The following is an 18,123-nucleotide window of genomic DNA, read 5'->3' as shown; positions in this document are numbered from 1 at the left end:
GAATGGGCGTGGAATTACTCGATGGAATCGGTTGGACGGCGATGAGTTTCTTCGCCAGTCCAGTCCTGTGGTTAGCAATTCTGGTCAGTTTTTTACTCAGTGTTCGACGGGTCAAACGGGAACGGAATTTGTTCCGGTCGCGCACCCGCAGTAAACGGACCGATGTATTTGAAACATTGGTTCCGGGAATCATCATCGGACTGGTGCTGTCCATCGTCAGTTTGAGTCTTCAGCTGACGCTGTCGTTCGAGTTTATATTGGCGTTTATCGTACTGGCGTCTCTGATGCTGTTGACCGGGATTGTCCGGTTTAATCTGCCGCTCTGGCCGCTCGTCGTGTTGGCAGGTCTGACATGGTTCGTGACGGGAGACCGCATGGCAGATTTAAAAGACGTCAGTGTGACGAATTGGTTGGTGCTCGCAGCGTTATCTTTAGCAGCAGAATTGGTGTTGCTCATCTGGCGCGGAAAGAAAAACTTGTCGCCTTCACTTGTCTTGTCGAAGCGCGGCCGTTACATCGGTGGACTTTCTTCGAATAAGCTGTGGGTGGTTCCGCTTGTCGTTCTTGTTCCGGGCAGCAGCCTCGAGACATTCATTCCGCAGTGGTCGTTTCCGGAGTTTGTTCCGATTATCCTGTTCCTGCCGATCGGCTTTAGTTTTCTCTTTACCGGTCAGTTGCCGGAACACTTGATGCGTCCGCTTGTCCAAGGACGGCTGATTACGCTCTTGCTGTCCGTCGTGCTGGCGGCAGGTGCCTTCTTGACCGGACAAGACGTCTGGTTGTACGGCTTGCCTGTACTGCTTCTTGTACATTTGCTTCTGCATCAGCGGACAAAACGACTGAATCGGTCACAAACTCCGTTGTTCTTAAACGGGAAACGCGGCGTCGTCATTCTTGGAACGTTACCGGAAAAACCGGCTTCTGAGATGGGACTCATTCCGGGCGAAGCGATCTATAAGGTCAACGGAGAGTTCGTTGAGTCGGAGAAATCGTTTTACGAAGCGATTCAAAAACATAAGCCGTACCTTCGATTGGAAGTCATGAACCATAACGGAGACGTCCGGTTTGCGCAACGCGCTTTTTATGAACAGGATCATCACGATCTCGGCATCCTGTTCGTCAGTGAACCGGGAAACAAACGGACAAAAATCCGTACACTGCATTAAAAACACGAATCCATCCGTTCAGGAAAACAGTTCAGCTGCCCAGCTGGACTTTTTCTTTTGGCGAAAAACGGGTAACTTCTAAGTGGAGCACTTCAAAATCGAATGTTTGTTCGTAAAGTGGTACAATAAAAATAGACTTTGTGAACTGGATGAGGGGGAAGAATACGATGGATTTTGAGTTAGTATCACCATTTGAACCGGGTGGCGATCAGCCGGTGGCGATTGAAAAACTGATTGCAGGCGTCAAGAACGGCGAGCGCCATCAGACGTTGCTTGGAGCGACGGGGACAGGGAAAACCTTCACCGTCTCGAACGTAATCAAAGAGATTAAAAAGCCGACATTGGTCTTAGCGCACAACAAGACGCTTGCCGGTCAGCTGTATTCGGAGTTCAAAGAGTTCTTCCCAAATAACGCGGTCGAATATTTCGTCAGCTTTTATGATTATTACCAGCCGGAAGCATACGTACCGTCAACAGATACGTTCATTGAGAAAGATTCGTCGATCAATGACGAGATCGATAAGTTGCGTCACTCGGCAACATCTTCTTTGTTTGAACGGGAGGATGTTCTGATTGTCGCTTCGGTTTCGTGTATTTATGGTCTCGGTAATCCGGAAGAGTACAACAACCACGTGCTGTCGTTGCGGGTCGGAAACGAGATGGGACGAAACGAGATGTTGCGTCGTCTGATCGATATTCAATATGAACGCAATGATATTGATTTCCAACGTGGACGGTTCCGTGTCCGGGGGGACGTCGTCGAAATTTTCCCGGCATCCCGCGATGAACAATGTGTCCGGGTCGAATTTTTCGGAGATGAGATTGAACGGATCCGCGACATGGATCCATTGACCGGTGAAATCATTGCCGACCGGGAACACATCTCGATTTTCCCGGCGTCCCACTTCGTGACCGGAGATACCCGGCTGCAAAAAGCGATTGCTAACATCGAGACAGAACTGGAGACACAACTCGCGAAAATGCGGGAAGATGGCATGTTGCTTGAAGCCCAGCGTCTCGAACAACGGACAAATTATGATCTTGAGATGATGCGCGAGATGGGCTACTGCTCGGGAATCGAAAACTATTCCCGGCACTTGAACTTAATGCCGCCCGGCTCGACACCATATACGTTGATCGACTATTTCCCGAAAGACTTTTTACTGGTCGCTGATGAGTCCCACGTGACGTTGCCGCAAATCCGCGGTATGTACAACGGAGACCAGGCACGGAAACAGGTCCTCGTCGACCACGGTTTCCGTCTGCCGTCGGCAAAGGACAACCGTCCGCTCCGATTCGAGGAATTCGAGGAGAAGGTCAGCCAAGCGATCTATATCTCGGCGACACCGGGTCCTTATGAAATCGAGCATACAAAAGAGATGGTCGAGCAAATCATCCGACCGACTGGACTGGTGGATCCGACGATTGAAATTCATCCGATCACCGGACAGATTGATTACCTGATGGATAACATCCGGGAACGTGTCGCGAAAAACGAACGGGTTCTCGTGACGACGCTGACGAAGAAGATGTCGGAGGATTTGACCGACTATCTGAAGGAGCATGGTGTCAAAGTCAATTACATGCACTCGGAAATCAAGACGCTCGAACGGATTGAAATCATTCGTGATTTACGGCTCGGGAAATACGACGTCCTCGTCGGGATCAACTTACTGCGGGAAGGACTCGATATTCCGGAAGTCTCACTCGTGACGATCCTGGATGCGGACAAAGAAGGATTCCTGCGCTCGGAACGATCCTTGATTCAAACGATTGGCCGGGCCGCCCGGAACTCGGAAGGGCACGTCATCCTGTTTGCCGACAAGATGACCGACTCGATGCAGCGGGCAATTGATGAAACCGAACGGCGGCGTAACATTCAGCTCGCCTTTAATAAAGAACACGGCATTACCCCGAAAACGATTCAAAAAGATGTGCGTGGTGTCATCAGTACGACGATTGAGAATGACGACACCGTCGAAAAACTTGAGAAATTCAATAAACTGAAAAAACCGGAACGCGAAACCTTGCTCGAACAACTCGATCAAGAGATGCGTCAAGCAGCAAAAGATATGCAGTTTGAACGGGCAGCAGAATTGCGAGACCTTATCTTAGAATTGAAAGCAGGTGCCTAAGTTGGCAGAAAAAAAGAACAAAATCATCATCAAAGGCGCTCGCGTCAATAACTTACAAAACATCGATGTCGAAATTCCGCGCGATCAGCTCGTCGTCCTGACGGGCTTGTCGGGATCCGGGAAATCCTCTTTGGCGTTTGATACGATTTATGCGGAAGGGCAACGGCGTTATGTCGAGAGTTTGTCCGCGTATGCCCGCCAGTTTTTAGGTCAGATGGATAAGCCGGATGTCGATGCGATTGAAGGACTCAGTCCGGCGATTTCGATCGATCAGAAAACGACGAGTAAAAATCCCCGGTCGACGGTCGGAACGGTCACGGAAATTTATGATTACCTCCGTCTGTTGTATGCGCGGATCGGAAAACCGATCTGTCCGAATCACGGGATCGAAATTTCGAGTCAGACGATCAGTCAGATGGTCGACCAAGTCATGGAACTGCCGGAACGCAGCCGTCTGCAAATTCTCGCACCGATTATTTCCGGACGCAAAGGCGCACACGTCAAAGTTTTTGAAGACTTGAAGAAAGAAGGGTTTGTCCGCGTCCGGGTTGATGGAGAGACGATTGATTTGACGGATGACATCGAACTTGAGAAAAATAAAAAACATTCGATTGAAGTCGTCGTTGACCGCGTCGTCGTGCGTCCGGACGTCGAAGCCCGGCTCGCGGATTCGCTCGAGACGGCACTTCGTCTAGCCGACGGCCGTGTCATCGTCGATACGATGGATGGGAACGAACTGTTGTTCAGTGAACACCATGCCTGCCCGATCTGCGGTTTCTCGATCGGTGAACTCGAACCGCGGATGTTCTCGTTCAACTCACCGTTTGGCGCCTGTACGTCGTGTGACGGTCTTGGGACGAAGCTTGAGGTCGACGTCGATCTCGTCGTGCCGCATCCGGATAAATCGCTGAATGAAGGAGCGATTGTAGCCTGGGAGCCGACGAGCTCACAATACTATCCGCAGTTGCTCGCAGCTGTCTGCAGTCACTTCAACATCGATATGGATACGCCGTTTGAACAGTTGTCGGAAGAACACCGCGACATTTTGTTGAACGGAAGCAGCAAGGAAGAAATTCAGTTCCGTTATGAAAATGACTTCGGGATGGTCCGCAACACGTCCCTGTTTTTTGAAGGCGTCTTAAACAACCTGCAACGCCGGTTCAAAGAGACTTCTTCCGACTATATCCGCGAACAGATGGAAGGGTACATGGCGAAAAAAGCCTGTCCGACGTGTAAAGGACACCGCTTGAAACGTGAATCACTGGCGGTCAAAGTGTCAGGGATCCATATCGGTGACGTGACGAAGATGTCGGTCAAACAAGCCGTCGTTTGGTTTGAAGAGTTACCAAGCAAATTATCCGAGAAGGATCAGACGATCTCACGGATGATCGTCCGTGAAATTCATGAGCGGTCGTCGTTCCTCGAAAACGTCGGACTTGATTATCTGACGATCTCACGTGCCGCCGGAACACTGTCCGGGGGGGAAGCGCAACGGATTCGTCTCGCGACCCAAATCGGTTCGCGTTTGACGGGTGTTCTTTATGTCCTTGACGAGCCGTCAATCGGACTGCACCAACGGGATAACGATCGACTGATCAATACGTTGAAGACGATGCGCGATCTCGGGAACACGTTGATTGTCGTCGAACACGATGAAGATACGATGATGGCAGCGGATTACTTGATTGATATCGGACCGGGCGCCGGCGATCACGGTGGTTTCGTCACGGCAGCGGGACGTCCCGAGGAATTGATGCAGGATCCGAACTCGTTGACGGGGCAATACTTGTCCGGCAAGAAGTTCATTCCGGTCCCATCGGAACGGAAACAACCGGACGGTCGGGCATTGCGGATCCATAAGGCGTCGGAAAACAATTTAAAAAACGTCGACGTCGACATTCCGCTCGGCTTGTTCGTCGCCGTGACCGGTGTATCCGGTTCCGGGAAATCGACGTTGATCAACGAGATTCTCTACAAGACGATTGCCCATGAAATGAACCGGGCGAAGGAAAAACCAGGGGCACATAAAGGGATTTCCGGACTCGATCAAATCGACAAGGTCATCGATATCGATCAGTCACCGATCGGTCGGACACCCCGTTCGAATCCGGCGACATATACCGGCGTCTTTGACGACATCCGCGACGTATTTGCATCGACGAACGAAGCCAAGCTCCGCGGCTACAAAAAAGGTCGTTTCAGTTTCAATATTAAAGGCGGACGCTGTGAAGCCTGCCGTGGCGACGGCATTATCAAAATCGAGATGCATTTCCTGCCGGATGTTTACGTCCCGTGTGAAGTCTGCCACGGAAAACGTTATAACCGGGAAACGCTGGAAGTAAAATATAAAGGCAAAACGATTGCCGATGTCCTCGAGATGACGGTCGAAGATGCATTGGAATTCTTTGAGAAGATTCCGAAAATCAGCCGGAAGCTGCAGACGATTGCCGATGTTGGTCTGACGTACATGCGTCTCGGACAACCGGCGACGGAACTGTCCGGTGGAGAAGCACAGCGGGTTAAGCTGGCGTCTGAACTCCACAAACGCTCGACCGGAAAAACCATCTACATTCTGGATGAACCGACAACCGGCTTACACGTCCACGATATCGCGCGCTTGCTGAAAGTCTTGCAACGATTGGTCGATAACGGGGACACGGTACTTGTCATCGAACACAACCTTGATGTCATCAAGACAGCGGACTACTTGATTGATTTGGGTCCGGAAGGTGGCGACGGCGGCGGGAAGATTGTGGCGACCGGAACACCGGAAGAAATTGCAACAGTCAAAGAATCTTATACGGGTCATTATTTGGCGCCGGTCCTCGAACGGGACGCAGCCCGGATCGAATCGTGAAACTTTTTTGATTCAGGAATCGTAAAAAGGGAAGTAAGGGAAGTAGAACGAAATAAACACACAAGCCACGTGAAGTAACGTGTACCAGATCAGAGGAGGGAATTATTGATGAAGCAGGATATGCGCCAACTGATACTTGAACAAGTGAAAGAAGGAAAGCTGACGATTGACGAAGCGCTCGATAAGCTCGAACGTCTGGAAGCGATTGATCAGTCGCAATCGACGACGAGTGAACACAAGTATGTGGATGAACCGGAACACTACGACCGGGTCGATCATTATACGGTCGATTCCTTGACGTCAAAGGTCATGTCAGCGTTTGATGGAATCGTCAACCGGATTAAAGAAAGTGACTTGTCACTGAACCAAACATCTGGACCGAACGTCACGTATGTCAAACAATTCCCGTTCAGCGGCGAGACGATTCATTTGGATTTATTTAATGCCAATGCGATCGTCGAGCCGAGTGATTTGGAAGAGTGTGAGCTGACCGTTACCGGCCGGCCGCTCCGTCAAGTCACGGAAGAACAAGCGCTCGAGCAACTGCAAGCATCACTCCAGCACTCTGTTTCTGCCAATACGCTATCGATTCGCTTGAAGGATAAGCGGGTTCGCGCGACGGTTCACTTGAAAATTCCGCGCCGTCATTATGAATCATTGGTCCTTCAGACGTTAAACGGAGAGATCACCTTGTCGTCCCTCGATGCGACGTCCGTTCAATTGATGACGGCGAACGGACGCATCCATGTCCGTGACCTGTTCAGCGAAGAAGTGAAGACGTCAACGGCAAACGGATCGATTGAAATCGAAGAGTCGGAAATCAAGTCACTGAAAGCGAAGACGGCGAACGGTCAAATCGTTACGACAGGTGTTTTTGAACGCTCTGAACTGAAAACAGTGAACGGAAACGTCCGTTGTGAGCTGAAGACGGTACAGGACGCGAAGATTCAAGCCTCGTCACTCGCCGGAAGCATCGCTTTGATGTTGCCGCACGGAGCAGAGGTCTATGGGGAACTGGAAACGAACTTCGGTGGATTAAACTGTAACCTCGACGAACTCGAATTGATCCGTGATCAAAAAGAAGTCGTCAACCGGAAACTTCACTTCCTGTCCGGTCGTGGACGCTCTCCGAAAATTGAAGTCGCAGCCGATACGAAGACCGGTACGATTTCGGTCACGCACGGTGTGCATCTTAGTCCGCAAGCCCTTTAAGCCAAGCGCCCTGTTCCTTTTTAGGAGACAGGGCTTTTTTGTGTATGAAAAAGCCGACCCTTCCCTGTCAAAGTACAGGAAACAGTCGGACGACGTGCCAATTACTTAATAATCGTAATCCTGATCCATCATCGGCTCGTCAAAATTCATGTTCTCAAAGTTATTCATGTCGTAGCCGAACGAGAATAACGTGATGATACCGATAATACCGAGGATGATTGAAAGAATGATCAATCCAATCCCCATCCAACTCTTCCGGCGTGACCGGTTCCAGTAAAAGATGATTGCCAGAATATACGAGATAAATGAACCACTGATGAAGATTCCGATAATCGAGATGATGAAGAATAATAAAGCGGTTTGATCCTGATTGCGCGAATACGCTTTCCACATGTCAATCAGTGCGATGATCAGGTACACAAACCCAACGATGGCAAGAATCCCGAATAAAATCATGATGATAATAATACCAATCCCACTGCCTGAAGCCTCCATCATAATATCCCTCCTTTTTATGTTATCTGTAATCCATTCCCAAGATTGCCCACTTCTAATCGAAATCCTTGATTTTCGCAAAAATATGGTACAATACTTCAAGTGAAAGGGGCTGATTGAGCGTGCAACCAAAAGTGCGGACAGCTGAAATCGTAAAGCAATTCAATTTGAAAATCGTGACCGGAGAAGAAGGGTTACACCGTCCGATTTTGACGGCGGATTTGTGTCGACCGGGTCTTGTTCTTGCCGGATACTATGCCTATTATCCTGCCGAGCGGCTACAGATTCTCGGGAAAACGGAATTGACATTTTTTAATAATTTGACGTACGAAGAACAGCTCGAACGGGCGAACGTCCTCTGTACGGATGAAACACCGGGTATTTTGATTACACGTGGTTTTGAAGTGCCGGAAGCAATCGTCAAAGCAGCAGACGAAACGAACGTCCCGTTGCTTACGACGAAGGGACATACGACATCGGTCGAATCTCAAATCACGAACTTCCTCGAAGCAGAACTTGCGCCGACGACAGCGATGCATGGTGTCCTCGTTGATATTTACGGGGTCGGTGTATTTATTAAAGGAGCAAGCGGTGTCGGGAAATCAGAGACGGCGCTTGAACTCGTCAAACGGGGACATCGTCTAGTCGCCGATGATTCGGTCGAGATCCGTCAAACCGGGGACGGCATTTTAGTCGGTACAGCTCCGAAGTTGATCCAACATCTGCTTGAGATCCGGGGAATCGGTATCATTGATGTGATGACGTTATTTGGTGCCGGTGCTGTTCGTTCGCACAAAAAAATCAGCCTCGTCTGTAATTTGGAAATTTGGGATCAAACGAAAGTCTACGACCGGGTAGGACTCGATCAAGAAGTGTTGCAAATCATTGATACAGAAATCCCGTTCTTGACGATTCCGGTGCGTCCCGGCCGAAACTTGGCCGTTATCATTGAAGTCGCCGCGATGAACTACCGTCTGAAAAACATGGGCATCAATACAGCAGAAGAGTTTGCGGGTCGTCTCGCGCAAGCGATTGAAGATGGGAATGGTGGTCTGTGATGGGAACATTAGCGAGTGTCCAACCGACCTTTGACCGGGTAGCGATTGAAATTGGTCCGATTCCGATTTATTGGTACGGCATCGTGATTGCGCTTGGCGCCGTCGTCGGTCTGATGATTGCCATTTTTGAGTCAAAGCGTATCGGTTTCAACGAAGAATACGCGGTTGATGTCGTTATCTGGTCGATTCCGATCAGTATCATTTGTGCCCGGATCTATTACGTCGCGTTCGAATGGGACTATTACGGTCAGAACTTGGATCAGATCATCAATATCCGCCAAGGCGGGATTGCGATCCACGGTGCGATTATCGGTGCCATTTTGACGGTCTTGATTTATACCCGGAAGAAAAACATTTCGTTTTGGCAAATTGCTGATATTTTGGCGCCGTCACTTTTGTTTGGTCAAGCCGTCGGCCGCTGGGGCAACTTCTTTAATCAGGAAGCCCATGGTGGAGAGACGACGTGGTCGTACTTGCAAGATACGCTGCACCTGCCGGACTGGATCGTCAACCAGATGTATATCGATGGTGTTTACTATCTTCCGACGTTTTTATATGAAAGCATTTGGAACATCATTGGTGTCATTTTATTGATTGTCTGGCGGATGAAGTTCAACCCGCGTCGCGGATATATCTTCCTCGGTTACCTCGTCTGGTATTCGATCGGTCGCTTCTATATCGAAAGCTTGCGAACAGACAGCCTGATGATGGGAGACGGACTCCGGACCGCGCAAATCGTCTCGATTTGTTTGATTGTATTTGGTGTCATCATGCTGTTCGTGCGAAAAAATGCTGTCCGTTACTTGGATGGAACAAAACGGGAGGCGAAATGAGCCGATGATTCAAACGATTTTATTTGATCTCGACGGGACGTTGATCGATACGAACCCGCTCATCCTGAAAAGTTTTGAGCATACACTCAGTTATTACTATCCGGACCGGACGTTTACGCAAGCCGAACTGCTTCCGTTCATCGGGCCGACACTCGAGAAGTCGTTTTCGGAAATGAACGCCGACCAATGGAAAGAGATGGTCGCATTTTACCGCAGCTACAACATTGCGATGCATGATGCGCTCGTGCTCGAGTATCCAGGTGTGCTCGACGGATTACGTCGATTAAAGGAACAAGGTTATAAAATGGCGGTCGTGACATCAAAAAGCCGTCGTGTCGCGTTGCAAGGAATCGAATTATTCGGACTGAGCCATCTGTTTGACGCTGTTATTGCGGCAGATGACGTGACGGAAGAGAAGCCGGCTGTTGAACCGTTTGAAAAAGCGATGGCACTGCTCGGCGCGACACGTGAGGAAACGATCATGGTCGGTGACAACGATACGGATATCCACGGCGGGAAAAATGCGGGACTGAAAACGGTTGCCGTCGGATGGGCGATTAAAGGCCGACCGTATCTCGAGGCATTGCAGCCGGATTTGATCATCGATTCGATGGAACAGCTCGAAGACTGGATCGAGGCCGAAAATGCCAAGACGGACTGACCGGTATCACGTCGGGTCGACGAACCCGCTTTGGCACATGTACCGGACCGTTTCATTTTTTAAAGTGATGTGGTGTTTCGTCATCATTACGATCGGTCGCTTTTCACCGTCGCTCCGTTTCAAGAACAGTTTGTACCGGACGTGTTTGCGGATGAAGATCGGCGACCGGACGGCACTTGCCTTGATGGTCATGCCGGATACGATGTTTCCGGAGCGGATTACGATCGGGTCCAATACGATCATTGGTTTTAACACAACGATTCTCTGTCATGAATATTTGACGACCGAATACCGCATCGGCAACGTGACGATCGGCAATGATGTCTTGATTGGGGCAAACGTGACGATTTTACCGGGAGTAACGATTGGTGACGGCGCAATGGTCGGAGCGGGTTCAGTCGTCCATCGGGATATTTTGCCCGGTGAACGTGTCTCGAGTCAGCCGTTGCGTCGACATGAAATGTGACAAAAATGTGAGAAGGAGGAGATGATGAGATGAGTCAAATCCGCTTTACGTATAAAACGGGAAAGTATTTTGGAAGATTATTTGCTGAACGACCGCAAGGGTTGGTCGTCGAAGTGTTAGCTGTCGAAAAACATCCGATTCAAGGTGACCTGCACAATCCGAATCAGGTGGATGTACCGCTGTTTCATATCCGTCCCGCCTTACACCCGCACGAAAAAGTAACGGTTGCCCCAAGTGTCGTTTATGCCTATGAAGGTGAGATTCCGACCTATGCGGACAGTCTGCGGGGAGCGTATACGAAAGAGGTCGACCGCTTGAATCGTCAAAATCCGGAGACGGATGCTTTCGTACAAAAATGCTTGGAGAATTTCAAAGAACTGGAATCGATTTATGCGAAACGTTGGGGGTAAACCCCGGCGTTTTTTTCTGTTGCAACGCTTTCCGAGATAGGTTATTCTTGTCTCTGCAACTACGAAACCAGATTTAGATTTATGGGGGCTTGAATCATGATGGAATTAACCGAATACAAAGCAGACCCCTTTGCGATCACAACGCGCCAAGCGGAACTTTTTTATTTCCGCGGACGGAAGGCGCACCGGGAAGGGCGACTGGAAGAAGCGGTCTATCATCTCGACGAAGCAACGGCGCTTCAACCGAATGATGTCCGTTATCTTTTGCGTTACGCCCGTGTTTTGTTTGAGACAGGCGAGATCAACCACGCCAATGACGTCTTAAAACAAGTACGGACGCTCGACCAGTCAAATACCGAATCATTGTTTTATTTAGCGAACAATTACGCGCACGTTTCCTTATATGAAGAGGCAAAACAATATGCGCTTGACTATTTATCCAGTGCACCAAATGGAAAACACGCAGAGGCATCGGCCGCACTCGTGGAACTGATTGATCTCGAACAAGAGATGGAAGACGACGATGAGGATGAACTGATTCGGTTACATGCTCAGGCACAACGTCAAATCGATAAAGGCATGTTATTTGCGGCACAAGAGACACTCGAATCGTTGATTGTCGAGTATCCGACGTTTTGGCCGGCATATAACAACCTTGCGATTGTCGAGTTTTATCTCGGTGAAAACGACCGTGCTTTCGCATCACTTGAACAGGTGCTTGACGGTAATCCGGGTAACTTACATGCTCTTTGTAATACGCTCGTGCTGCTGCATGAGATGGGACAAGATGAAGAAGCACATCTTTTATCGAAAAAACTCGAGCACGTCCGCTCCGTGAACCTTGAGACACGGTATAAGGTGGCTTCGACGCTTGCCATCATCGGTCGCCATGATTTGGCGTATGAAGAGCTGAAATTACTGGAACGCCGCGGCTACCGGGGAGATCCGTTATTTGGCCACTGGTTGTCGATTTCAGCGTTCAAGACGGGACACGTCGAAGAAGCTGCTGCCTTCCTTCAATCGAAAGAAGCACAGGGTATGCGGGAAGAGCAGGAAGCGTACGACATCCGTCATAACCTTCAGTTTCGTTCCGCATTGATCCAAGCCTTAAAAACGGAAGATGATGTCTCGCGGATTTTTACAGCGCTGTTACTCGGGAAACTGAATGACGGCGAAGCACGACTGGCGTTGTCAATGATGCCGGAAGTAACGGATCAACCGGACGTGTTGGCATTGACGGATCAAATTCTCCACGAAATGAACGGGGAGCACGAGATTGTCGATGCGCGGATTCACCGTGCTTTGATGACGATTCGTCTTGCGGAACGGTATGTATCCGATGAGGAACGGATGAGTCTTGAAGGTGATTTTTATGAACGCTTCGCCCGGCTTGTCCTCAGTGGAGAGACGTTTGACTCGATTGAACGGTCGGCTGCGGCATTGATTTACCTGTTTCACGATGTCCGTGAAGGGATGTTGATTGAAGAGTGTGCCGGATTGGTCGACGTTTCGTTTGACGAAGTCGCAGCGACGATCCGTGCCTATCAGCGCCTTTTAAACCCGGCTCGTGCAAAGTGTTAGACGTTTGTACGATTCTCACCTATACTCAAGTTACAACGAAAATACAGATGGGGTGGAATCATGACAGAAACAGAACAGAAAATATATGACGTCATCATTATTGGTGCGGGTCCTGCCGGTATGACAGCAGCACTTTACGCATCACGTGCCAATCTTTCAACTTTAATGATCGAACGCGGTATTCCGGGCGGCCAGATGGCCAACACGGAAGACATCGAAAACTATCCGGGATATGACAGCATTCTCGGACCGGATCTTTCACAAAAGATGTTTGATCACTCCAAAGCATTCGGAGCGGAATATGCGTACGGTGACGTCCGCAGCATCGAAGACGGTCCTGCTTACAAAACGATCCACGCACACAACAAAGATTATTACGCACGTGCGATCATCATCGCTTCGGGTGCACAGTATAAGAAAATCGGCGTTCCGGGCGAAGAAGAACTCGGCGGACGTGGTGTATCGTACTGTGCGGTCTGTGACGGCGCCTTCTTTAAAGAAAAAGAATTGTTCGTCATCGGCGGCGGCGACTCAGCGGTCGAAGAAGGGGTCTACCTGACACGATTCGCGAAAAAAGTCACGATTGTTCACCGTCGCGAAGAATTACGCGCACAAAAAATTCTCCAAAAACGAGCATTCGACAACCCGAAAATCGACTTCATCTGGAACCATACGGTTAAACAGATCAATGAAGAGAACGGTAAAGTCGGCGGTATCGAATTGATCAATACGAAAACAGCAGCAACGACGACATATCCAATTGATGGTGTCTTCATCTACATCGGGATGAACCCGATCACAGGTTATGTTCAAGATCTCGGTATCTTAAACGATCAAGGATACGTCGTGACGAATGAAGGCATGGAAACGAACATCAAAGGCATTTTTGCAGCCGGAGACGTTCGTGAGAAAACACTTCGTCAAGTCGTCACAGCAACAAACGATGGTTCGATTGCGGCACAAAACGCGCAACACTACATCGAAGCCTTGCTCGAAGAACTGCAAGCATCATCACAAGTCTAATTTGGGAACCAGCTTGGTTGGAGGCACTTCCATCAAGCTGGCTCTTTTTTTATGTTATACTGAAACGAGAGTGAAAAATACACACGGAACTGTTGTCTGGAGGGCGAAGAGATGGAACAGAATCAACCGCAACTGGTCATCATTACAGGAATGAGCGGCGCCGGAAAAACGGTCGCGATGAATAGCTTTGAAGACTTAGGTTATTTTTGTGTCGACAATTTACCGCCGACGCTGCTGCCACAATTGATTGAAGTGATTGGGCAGGTGCGTCCGAAAATCGCCGTCGCCATCGATACACGAGCTCGTGATTTCATTGACAGTTTTTTTGTCGTTTATGAAGACCTGAAGAAGACAAATCTGCAAATTCGGATGCTGTATCTCGATGCCCGTAACGAAGTGCTTGTCCGCCGGTACAAAGAATCCCGCCGTTCGCACCCGCTTGCTCCGACGGCGTCACCGCTGATCGGAATTGAGCGGGAACGGACATTGCTCGAAGGATTCCGTGATAAAGCCCAGTTGTTGATGGATACGAGTGATATCAAGCCGCTCGTCTTAAAAGAACGGATTTTAAAAGAGTTTACGGCCGGCGAACGGATTCCGTTCACCGTCAACGTGATGTCGTTTGGATTTAAGCATGGTCTGCCGCTCGATGCAGATCTTGTGTTTGACCTGCGTTTCCTGCCAAATCCGTTTTACATTCCGGAACTTCGTCCGAAGACCGGACTTGATCTCGAAGTCTCGTCATATGTCATGCAATGGCCGGAAGCGAAGCTGTTTTACAAAAAGCTCGTCGATCTGCTCGAATTCCTGATTCCGCAGTATGAGCGGGAAGGAAAATCGCAACTCGTCATTGCGCTTGGCTGTACAGGCGGAAAACACCGTTCGATTACATTTGCGGAAGCGATCAGCAAAGAGTTCAAGAACCAATACCATGTCGTGACGAACCACCGGGATTATGTCCATGCGAAGGAGGAAAAGTGATGAAATGGGAACGAAAAGTCGTCGCCATCGGCGGAGGAACGGGCCTATCGACTCTTTTGCGCGGACTCAAACACTATCCGCTTGATATCACGGCCATCGTTACGGTCGCCGACGACGGGGGCAGTTCGGGTCGTCTGCGGACGGAATTCAATATGTTGCCGCCGGGCGATATCCGAAACGTCATCGTCTCGCTCTCGAAGTCCGAGACGTTGATGGACCGGATCATGCAGTACCGGTTTGAGACGGGAGAAGGGTTGCATGGTCACTCGCTCGGTAACTTGATGCTGACGGCTGCGACCCAGCTTTGTAACGGTTCGTTCGTCGAAGCGATTGGTGTCATGGGACAGCTCTTGAATGCGGAAGGGAAAGTCTATCCGGCGACGGAGCGGACGATTACGTTATGTGCCGAGTTTGAGGACGGATCGATCGTTAAAGGCGAGTCCCTGATTCCGAAAGTCGGCAAAGTCATCGAGCGGATTTTCCTCGAAGAAGAAAACGTCCGTCCGGTTCCGGAAGCGATTCAAGCGATTCTCGACGCCGATGTCATCGTCCTTGGACCGGGCAGTCTTTATACGAGTATCATTCCGAACGTCTTAATCGAAGAAATCCGGGATGCAATCAAACAAGCTCTGGCACCGGTCGTCTATATTTGCAATGTCATGACCCAACCGGGAGAAACGACGGCGTTCACAGCAAACGATCACTTGAATGTCCTCGAACGATTCCTCGGCAAAGGCGTGATTGATACGATCATCGTTAATAACGAATCAATCGATGTCAGCTATCTCCGTAAGTATCAAAAGGATCATGCCGACATCGTGACATATGATGAATCAAGTTTTGAAGAAGCAGGAATTGAAGTGCTCGCGGACGATATCGTCGATTATAACCATCACTTCATCCGCCACGATTCAGATGCGGTGGCAAGTTTGGTCATGCGAAAGGTGCTGTCGATCCGTCGAGTCCGTCAATTCGAAGGAGAGGAGGAACTGACGTGAGTTTTGCATCGGAAGTCAAAAAAGAACTAACCCAGATCGCGATCACCGATCATGAGATGAAGGCGGAGCTTGCTGCTTTAGCACGCATGAACGGAGCGATTTCGTTTGGTCTCGGACGCGGATTGACGCTTGATATCTCAACGGAAAATGCGTCGATTGCCCGCCGGATCTACTCATTGCTCAAACGTGCTTACGCGGTCCATCTGGATTTATTGGTCCGAAAGAAAATGCGCCTGAAGAAAAATAATGTCTACATCGTCCGTGTCAAACAACAAGCGGATAAAATTCTGCAGGATCTCGGGATTTTAGGCGAAGGGTTTACGATGATCCGATCAATCAGTGATTCGATTCTGCACGATGAACGCCGTGCCCGCGCCTATCTGCGCGGTGCCTTTTTAGCCGGCGGATCGTTAAATAATCCGGCAACTTCGTCGTATCATCTTGAAATCTTCAGTCTGTATGAAGAACACAATGCAGCATTACGAAGCCTGACGAATCAATTTGATTTAAATGCGAAAGCGATCGAGCGGAAAAAAGGGCATATTCTTTACATTAAAGAGAGTGAGAAGATTTCTGATTTTCTTAAACTCGTCGGAGCGACATACTCGATGTTGCGGTTCGAAGATGTCCGGATTTTAAAAGATATGCGGAATTCGGTCAACCGACTCGTCAACTGCGAGACGGCGAATCTCAACAAGACGGTCGGAGCCGCGCTGCGCCAGGTCGAGAACATCAAGTTTCTTGAACGAACGGTCGGACTTGATGTTTTGCCGGACAAACTGAAAGAAATCGCCGTTTTGCGTGTGACCCATCAAGACGTGACATTACAAGAGTTAGGTGAGATGGTTGAAAGTGGTTCCATCTCAAAATCCGGGATCAATCATCGATTGCGCAAGATTGATCAAATCGCGGATAAAATCCGTAACGGAGAGTCGATGACGGGGGCTCTGTAGGGAGTCACTTGCGAGATGAAGCATAGTCTACTATAATATATAGTCGGTGCAACTAAATGTTCGAATTAAGGAGTTTTTGAAATGGCTAATGAGAAAAAACGTATTTCGCTGACAGTAGACGCGAAGTTTGATGAAGTCTTGACGAAAAAAGCAAAAACGATTGGTGTACCCAAAAGTACGCTCGTCGCATTTGCAACATCGTTATTCTTGAAACAGTTACAAGCGGAAGAAGAACTTTCACCGCATGCGAACGGAATTTACACATTGATTCGCGAAAACCACGATATCGTTTCTGATATCACAGATTTGATCGACTAATGAATCAGGACCTCTGTCCGCGTCTGTTTCGAGAGAAGAGACGCAAGGGACAGAGGTCTTTTTTTGACGGCACAAAAAAACCGCCTTCGCAATCAGCGAAGACGGATGAATGAAAATTATGCACGTTCCATGACACGGTCGATTAAACCGTAATCGGCTGCTGCTTGAGCAGACATGAAGTTATCGCGCTCTGTATCACGCTCGATGACTTCAAGGGGTTGTCCTGTGTTTTCAGCCATGATTTTGTTAAGGTGTTCACGCATTTTGATGATGCGTTCTGCATGGATTTTGATATCCGATGCTTGACCTTGTGTACCACCGAGTGGTTGATGGATCATGATTTCAGCGTTCGGAAGCGCAAAACGTTTTCCTTTAGCGCCGGCTTGAAGCAAGAACGCACCCATTGAAGCAGCCATTCCGATACAAATCGTTGAAACTTGTGGTTTGATGAAGTTCATCGTATCGTAAATCGCCATTCCCGCTGTGATTGAACCACCCGGGCTGTTGATGTAAAGCGAAATTTCCTTATCTGGATCTTCCGCTGCTAGGAACAGCAACTGGGCAACGACTGAGTTGGCGACGTTGTCGTCAATCGCGCTCCCGAGAAGGATGATGCGGTCTTTCAGTAAACGCGAGTAGATATCGTAAGCACGTTCCCCGCGGTTGGTTTGTTCGATGACTGTTGGAATTAACATAGTCTTTGCCTCCTTATGGTTGGTATGTAACTCATATTCGACTTGTCCTTATCATAATCCTTTGGTCAATATTGGTCAAAAGATACGCTGTAGGTTTTATGTATTTTTCCTGAAACGGATGTCACTAAACATATCAGTATAGAAAAAAGGCAACACCGATAACGGCATTGCCTGTAGATTCAAGTATGGTACACCCGGAGAGATTTGAACTCCCGACACCTGGTACCGGAAACCAGTGCTCTATCCCCTGAGCTACGGGTGCATGTTTTTACTGAACAATT

At 49.1% G+C, this 18,123-nt stretch carries 16 protein-coding genes, 1 tRNA gene and 1 pseudogene; 15 read left to right on the top strand and 3 right to left on the bottom strand.

Annotation, left to right across the window (positions count from 1 at the left end):
* Positions 1-2 precede the first annotated feature (2 nt).
* The 4 genes from ACHA8N_RS13605 to ACHA8N_RS13590 all read left to right on the top strand — a co-directional run bounded on the left by ACHA8N_RS13605 (position 3) and on the right by ACHA8N_RS13590 (position 7,370).
* The gene (locus ACHA8N_RS13605) at positions 3-1,166 is read left to right on the top strand and encodes a PDZ domain-containing protein (RefSeq protein ID WP_393966015.1); all 1,164 of its coding nucleotides are present in this window, start codon (positions 3-5) and stop codon (positions 1,164-1,166) included.
* A 167-nt stretch (positions 1,167-1,333) separates the two neighbouring features.
* On the top strand, positions 1,334-3,301 hold the full coding sequence (gene uvrB / locus ACHA8N_RS13600; protein ID WP_393966014.1) for an excinuclease ABC subunit UvrB: 1,968 nt from the start codon (positions 1,334-1,336) through the stop codon (positions 3,299-3,301).
* A 1-nt stretch (position 3,302) separates the two neighbouring features.
* Complete coding sequence (uvrA, locus tag ACHA8N_RS13595; RefSeq protein ID WP_147510474.1) at positions 3,303-6,158, top strand: excinuclease ABC subunit UvrA; 2,856 nt, start codon at positions 3,303-3,305, stop codon at positions 6,156-6,158.
* A gap of 108 nt (positions 6,159-6,266) precedes the next feature.
* The gene (locus ACHA8N_RS13590; protein WP_393966013.1) at positions 6,267-7,370 is read left to right on the top strand and encodes a DUF4097 family beta strand repeat-containing protein; all 1,104 of its coding nucleotides are present in this window, start codon (positions 6,267-6,269) and stop codon (positions 7,368-7,370) included.
* A 105-nt stretch (positions 7,371-7,475) separates the two neighbouring features.
* Here the strand turns inward: ACHA8N_RS13590 and ACHA8N_RS13585 are convergent, their stop codons facing one another.
* Positions 7,476-7,868: a hypothetical protein gene (locus tag ACHA8N_RS13585; protein WP_147510476.1), complete on the bottom strand. Its 393-nt coding sequence runs from the start codon at positions 7,866-7,868 to the stop codon at positions 7,476-7,478.
* 119 nt (positions 7,869-7,987) lie between these two features.
* Between ACHA8N_RS13585 and hprK the strand changes: the two genes are divergently transcribed.
* From hprK to ACHA8N_RS13530, 11 genes are all read left to right on the top strand, one after another.
* Complete coding sequence (hprK, locus tag ACHA8N_RS13580) at positions 7,988-8,923, top strand: HPr(Ser) kinase/phosphatase (protein WP_147510477.1); 936 nt, start codon at positions 7,988-7,990, stop codon at positions 8,921-8,923.
* A complete protein-coding gene (gene lgt / locus ACHA8N_RS13575) occupies positions 8,923-9,756 on the top strand; it encodes a prolipoprotein diacylglyceryl transferase (RefSeq protein WP_147510478.1) in 834 nt (277 codons plus the stop codon). Before hprK ends, lgt begins: the two co-directional genes overlap by 1 nt.
* 4 nt (positions 9,757-9,760) lie before the next feature.
* Entirely contained in the window at positions 9,761-10,417 is a 657-nt protein-coding gene (gene ppaX, locus ACHA8N_RS13570) for a pyrophosphatase PpaX (protein ID WP_393966012.1), read from the top strand.
* Complete coding sequence (locus tag ACHA8N_RS13565; RefSeq protein ID WP_147510480.1) at positions 10,401-10,883, top strand: acyltransferase; 483 nt, start codon at positions 10,401-10,403, stop codon at positions 10,881-10,883. Before ppaX ends, ACHA8N_RS13565 begins: the two co-directional genes overlap by 17 nt.
* Before the next feature lie 29 nt (positions 10,884-10,912).
* On the top strand, positions 10,913-11,293 hold the full coding sequence (gene kapB / locus ACHA8N_RS13560; protein ID WP_393966011.1) for a sporulation phosphorelay system protein KapB: 381 nt from the start codon (positions 10,913-10,915) through the stop codon (positions 11,291-11,293).
* 96 nt (positions 11,294-11,389) lie between these two features.
* A complete protein-coding gene (locus ACHA8N_RS13555) occupies positions 11,390-12,874 on the top strand; it encodes a tetratricopeptide repeat protein (protein WP_147510482.1) in 1,485 nt (494 codons plus the stop codon).
* A 60-nt stretch (positions 12,875-12,934) separates the two neighbouring features.
* The gene (trxB, locus tag ACHA8N_RS13550; RefSeq protein WP_147510483.1) at positions 12,935-13,897 is read left to right on the top strand and encodes a thioredoxin-disulfide reductase; all 963 of its coding nucleotides are present in this window, start codon (positions 12,935-12,937) and stop codon (positions 13,895-13,897) included.
* 111 nt (positions 13,898-14,008) lie between these two features.
* Positions 14,009-14,878, top strand: coding sequence for an RNase adapter RapZ (gene rapZ, locus ACHA8N_RS13545; RefSeq protein ID WP_147510484.1), 870 nt, complete (start codon positions 14,009-14,011; stop codon positions 14,876-14,878).
* Positions 14,878-15,876, top strand: coding sequence for a gluconeogenesis factor YvcK family protein (locus ACHA8N_RS13540; RefSeq protein ID WP_147510485.1), 999 nt, complete (start codon positions 14,878-14,880; stop codon positions 15,874-15,876). Before rapZ ends, ACHA8N_RS13540 begins: the two co-directional genes overlap by 1 nt.
* Entirely contained in the window at positions 15,873-16,829 is a 957-nt protein-coding gene (gene whiA / locus ACHA8N_RS13535) for a DNA-binding protein WhiA (RefSeq protein ID WP_147510486.1), read from the top strand. Before ACHA8N_RS13540 ends, whiA begins: the two co-directional genes overlap by 4 nt.
* A gap of 81 nt (positions 16,830-16,910) precedes the next feature.
* On the top strand, positions 16,911-17,147 hold the full coding sequence (locus ACHA8N_RS13530; protein WP_012371268.1) for a hypothetical protein: 237 nt from the start codon (positions 16,911-16,913) through the stop codon (positions 17,145-17,147).
* A gap of 116 nt (positions 17,148-17,263) precedes the next feature.
* On the opposite strand, the pseudogene clpP reads toward ACHA8N_RS13530, so the two are convergent.
* A pseudogene (gene clpP, locus ACHA8N_RS13525) lies at positions 17,264-17,851 on the bottom strand (ATP-dependent Clp endopeptidase proteolytic subunit ClpP); the annotation flags it as partial.
* Between the two features lie 177 nt (positions 17,852-18,028).
* Positions 18,029-18,104 (bottom strand) — tRNA-Arg (locus ACHA8N_RS13520).
* Between the last annotated feature and the right edge of the window lie 19 nt (positions 18,105-18,123).

Source organism: Exiguobacterium sp. S22-S28 (genome assembly GCF_043359615.1).
Taxonomy (GTDB): Bacteria; Bacillota; Bacilli; order Exiguobacteriales; family Exiguobacteriaceae; genus Exiguobacterium_A.
The sequence above is the reverse complement of the archived record's forward strand: the minus strand, read 5'-3'. Positions and strand labels throughout refer to the sequence as shown.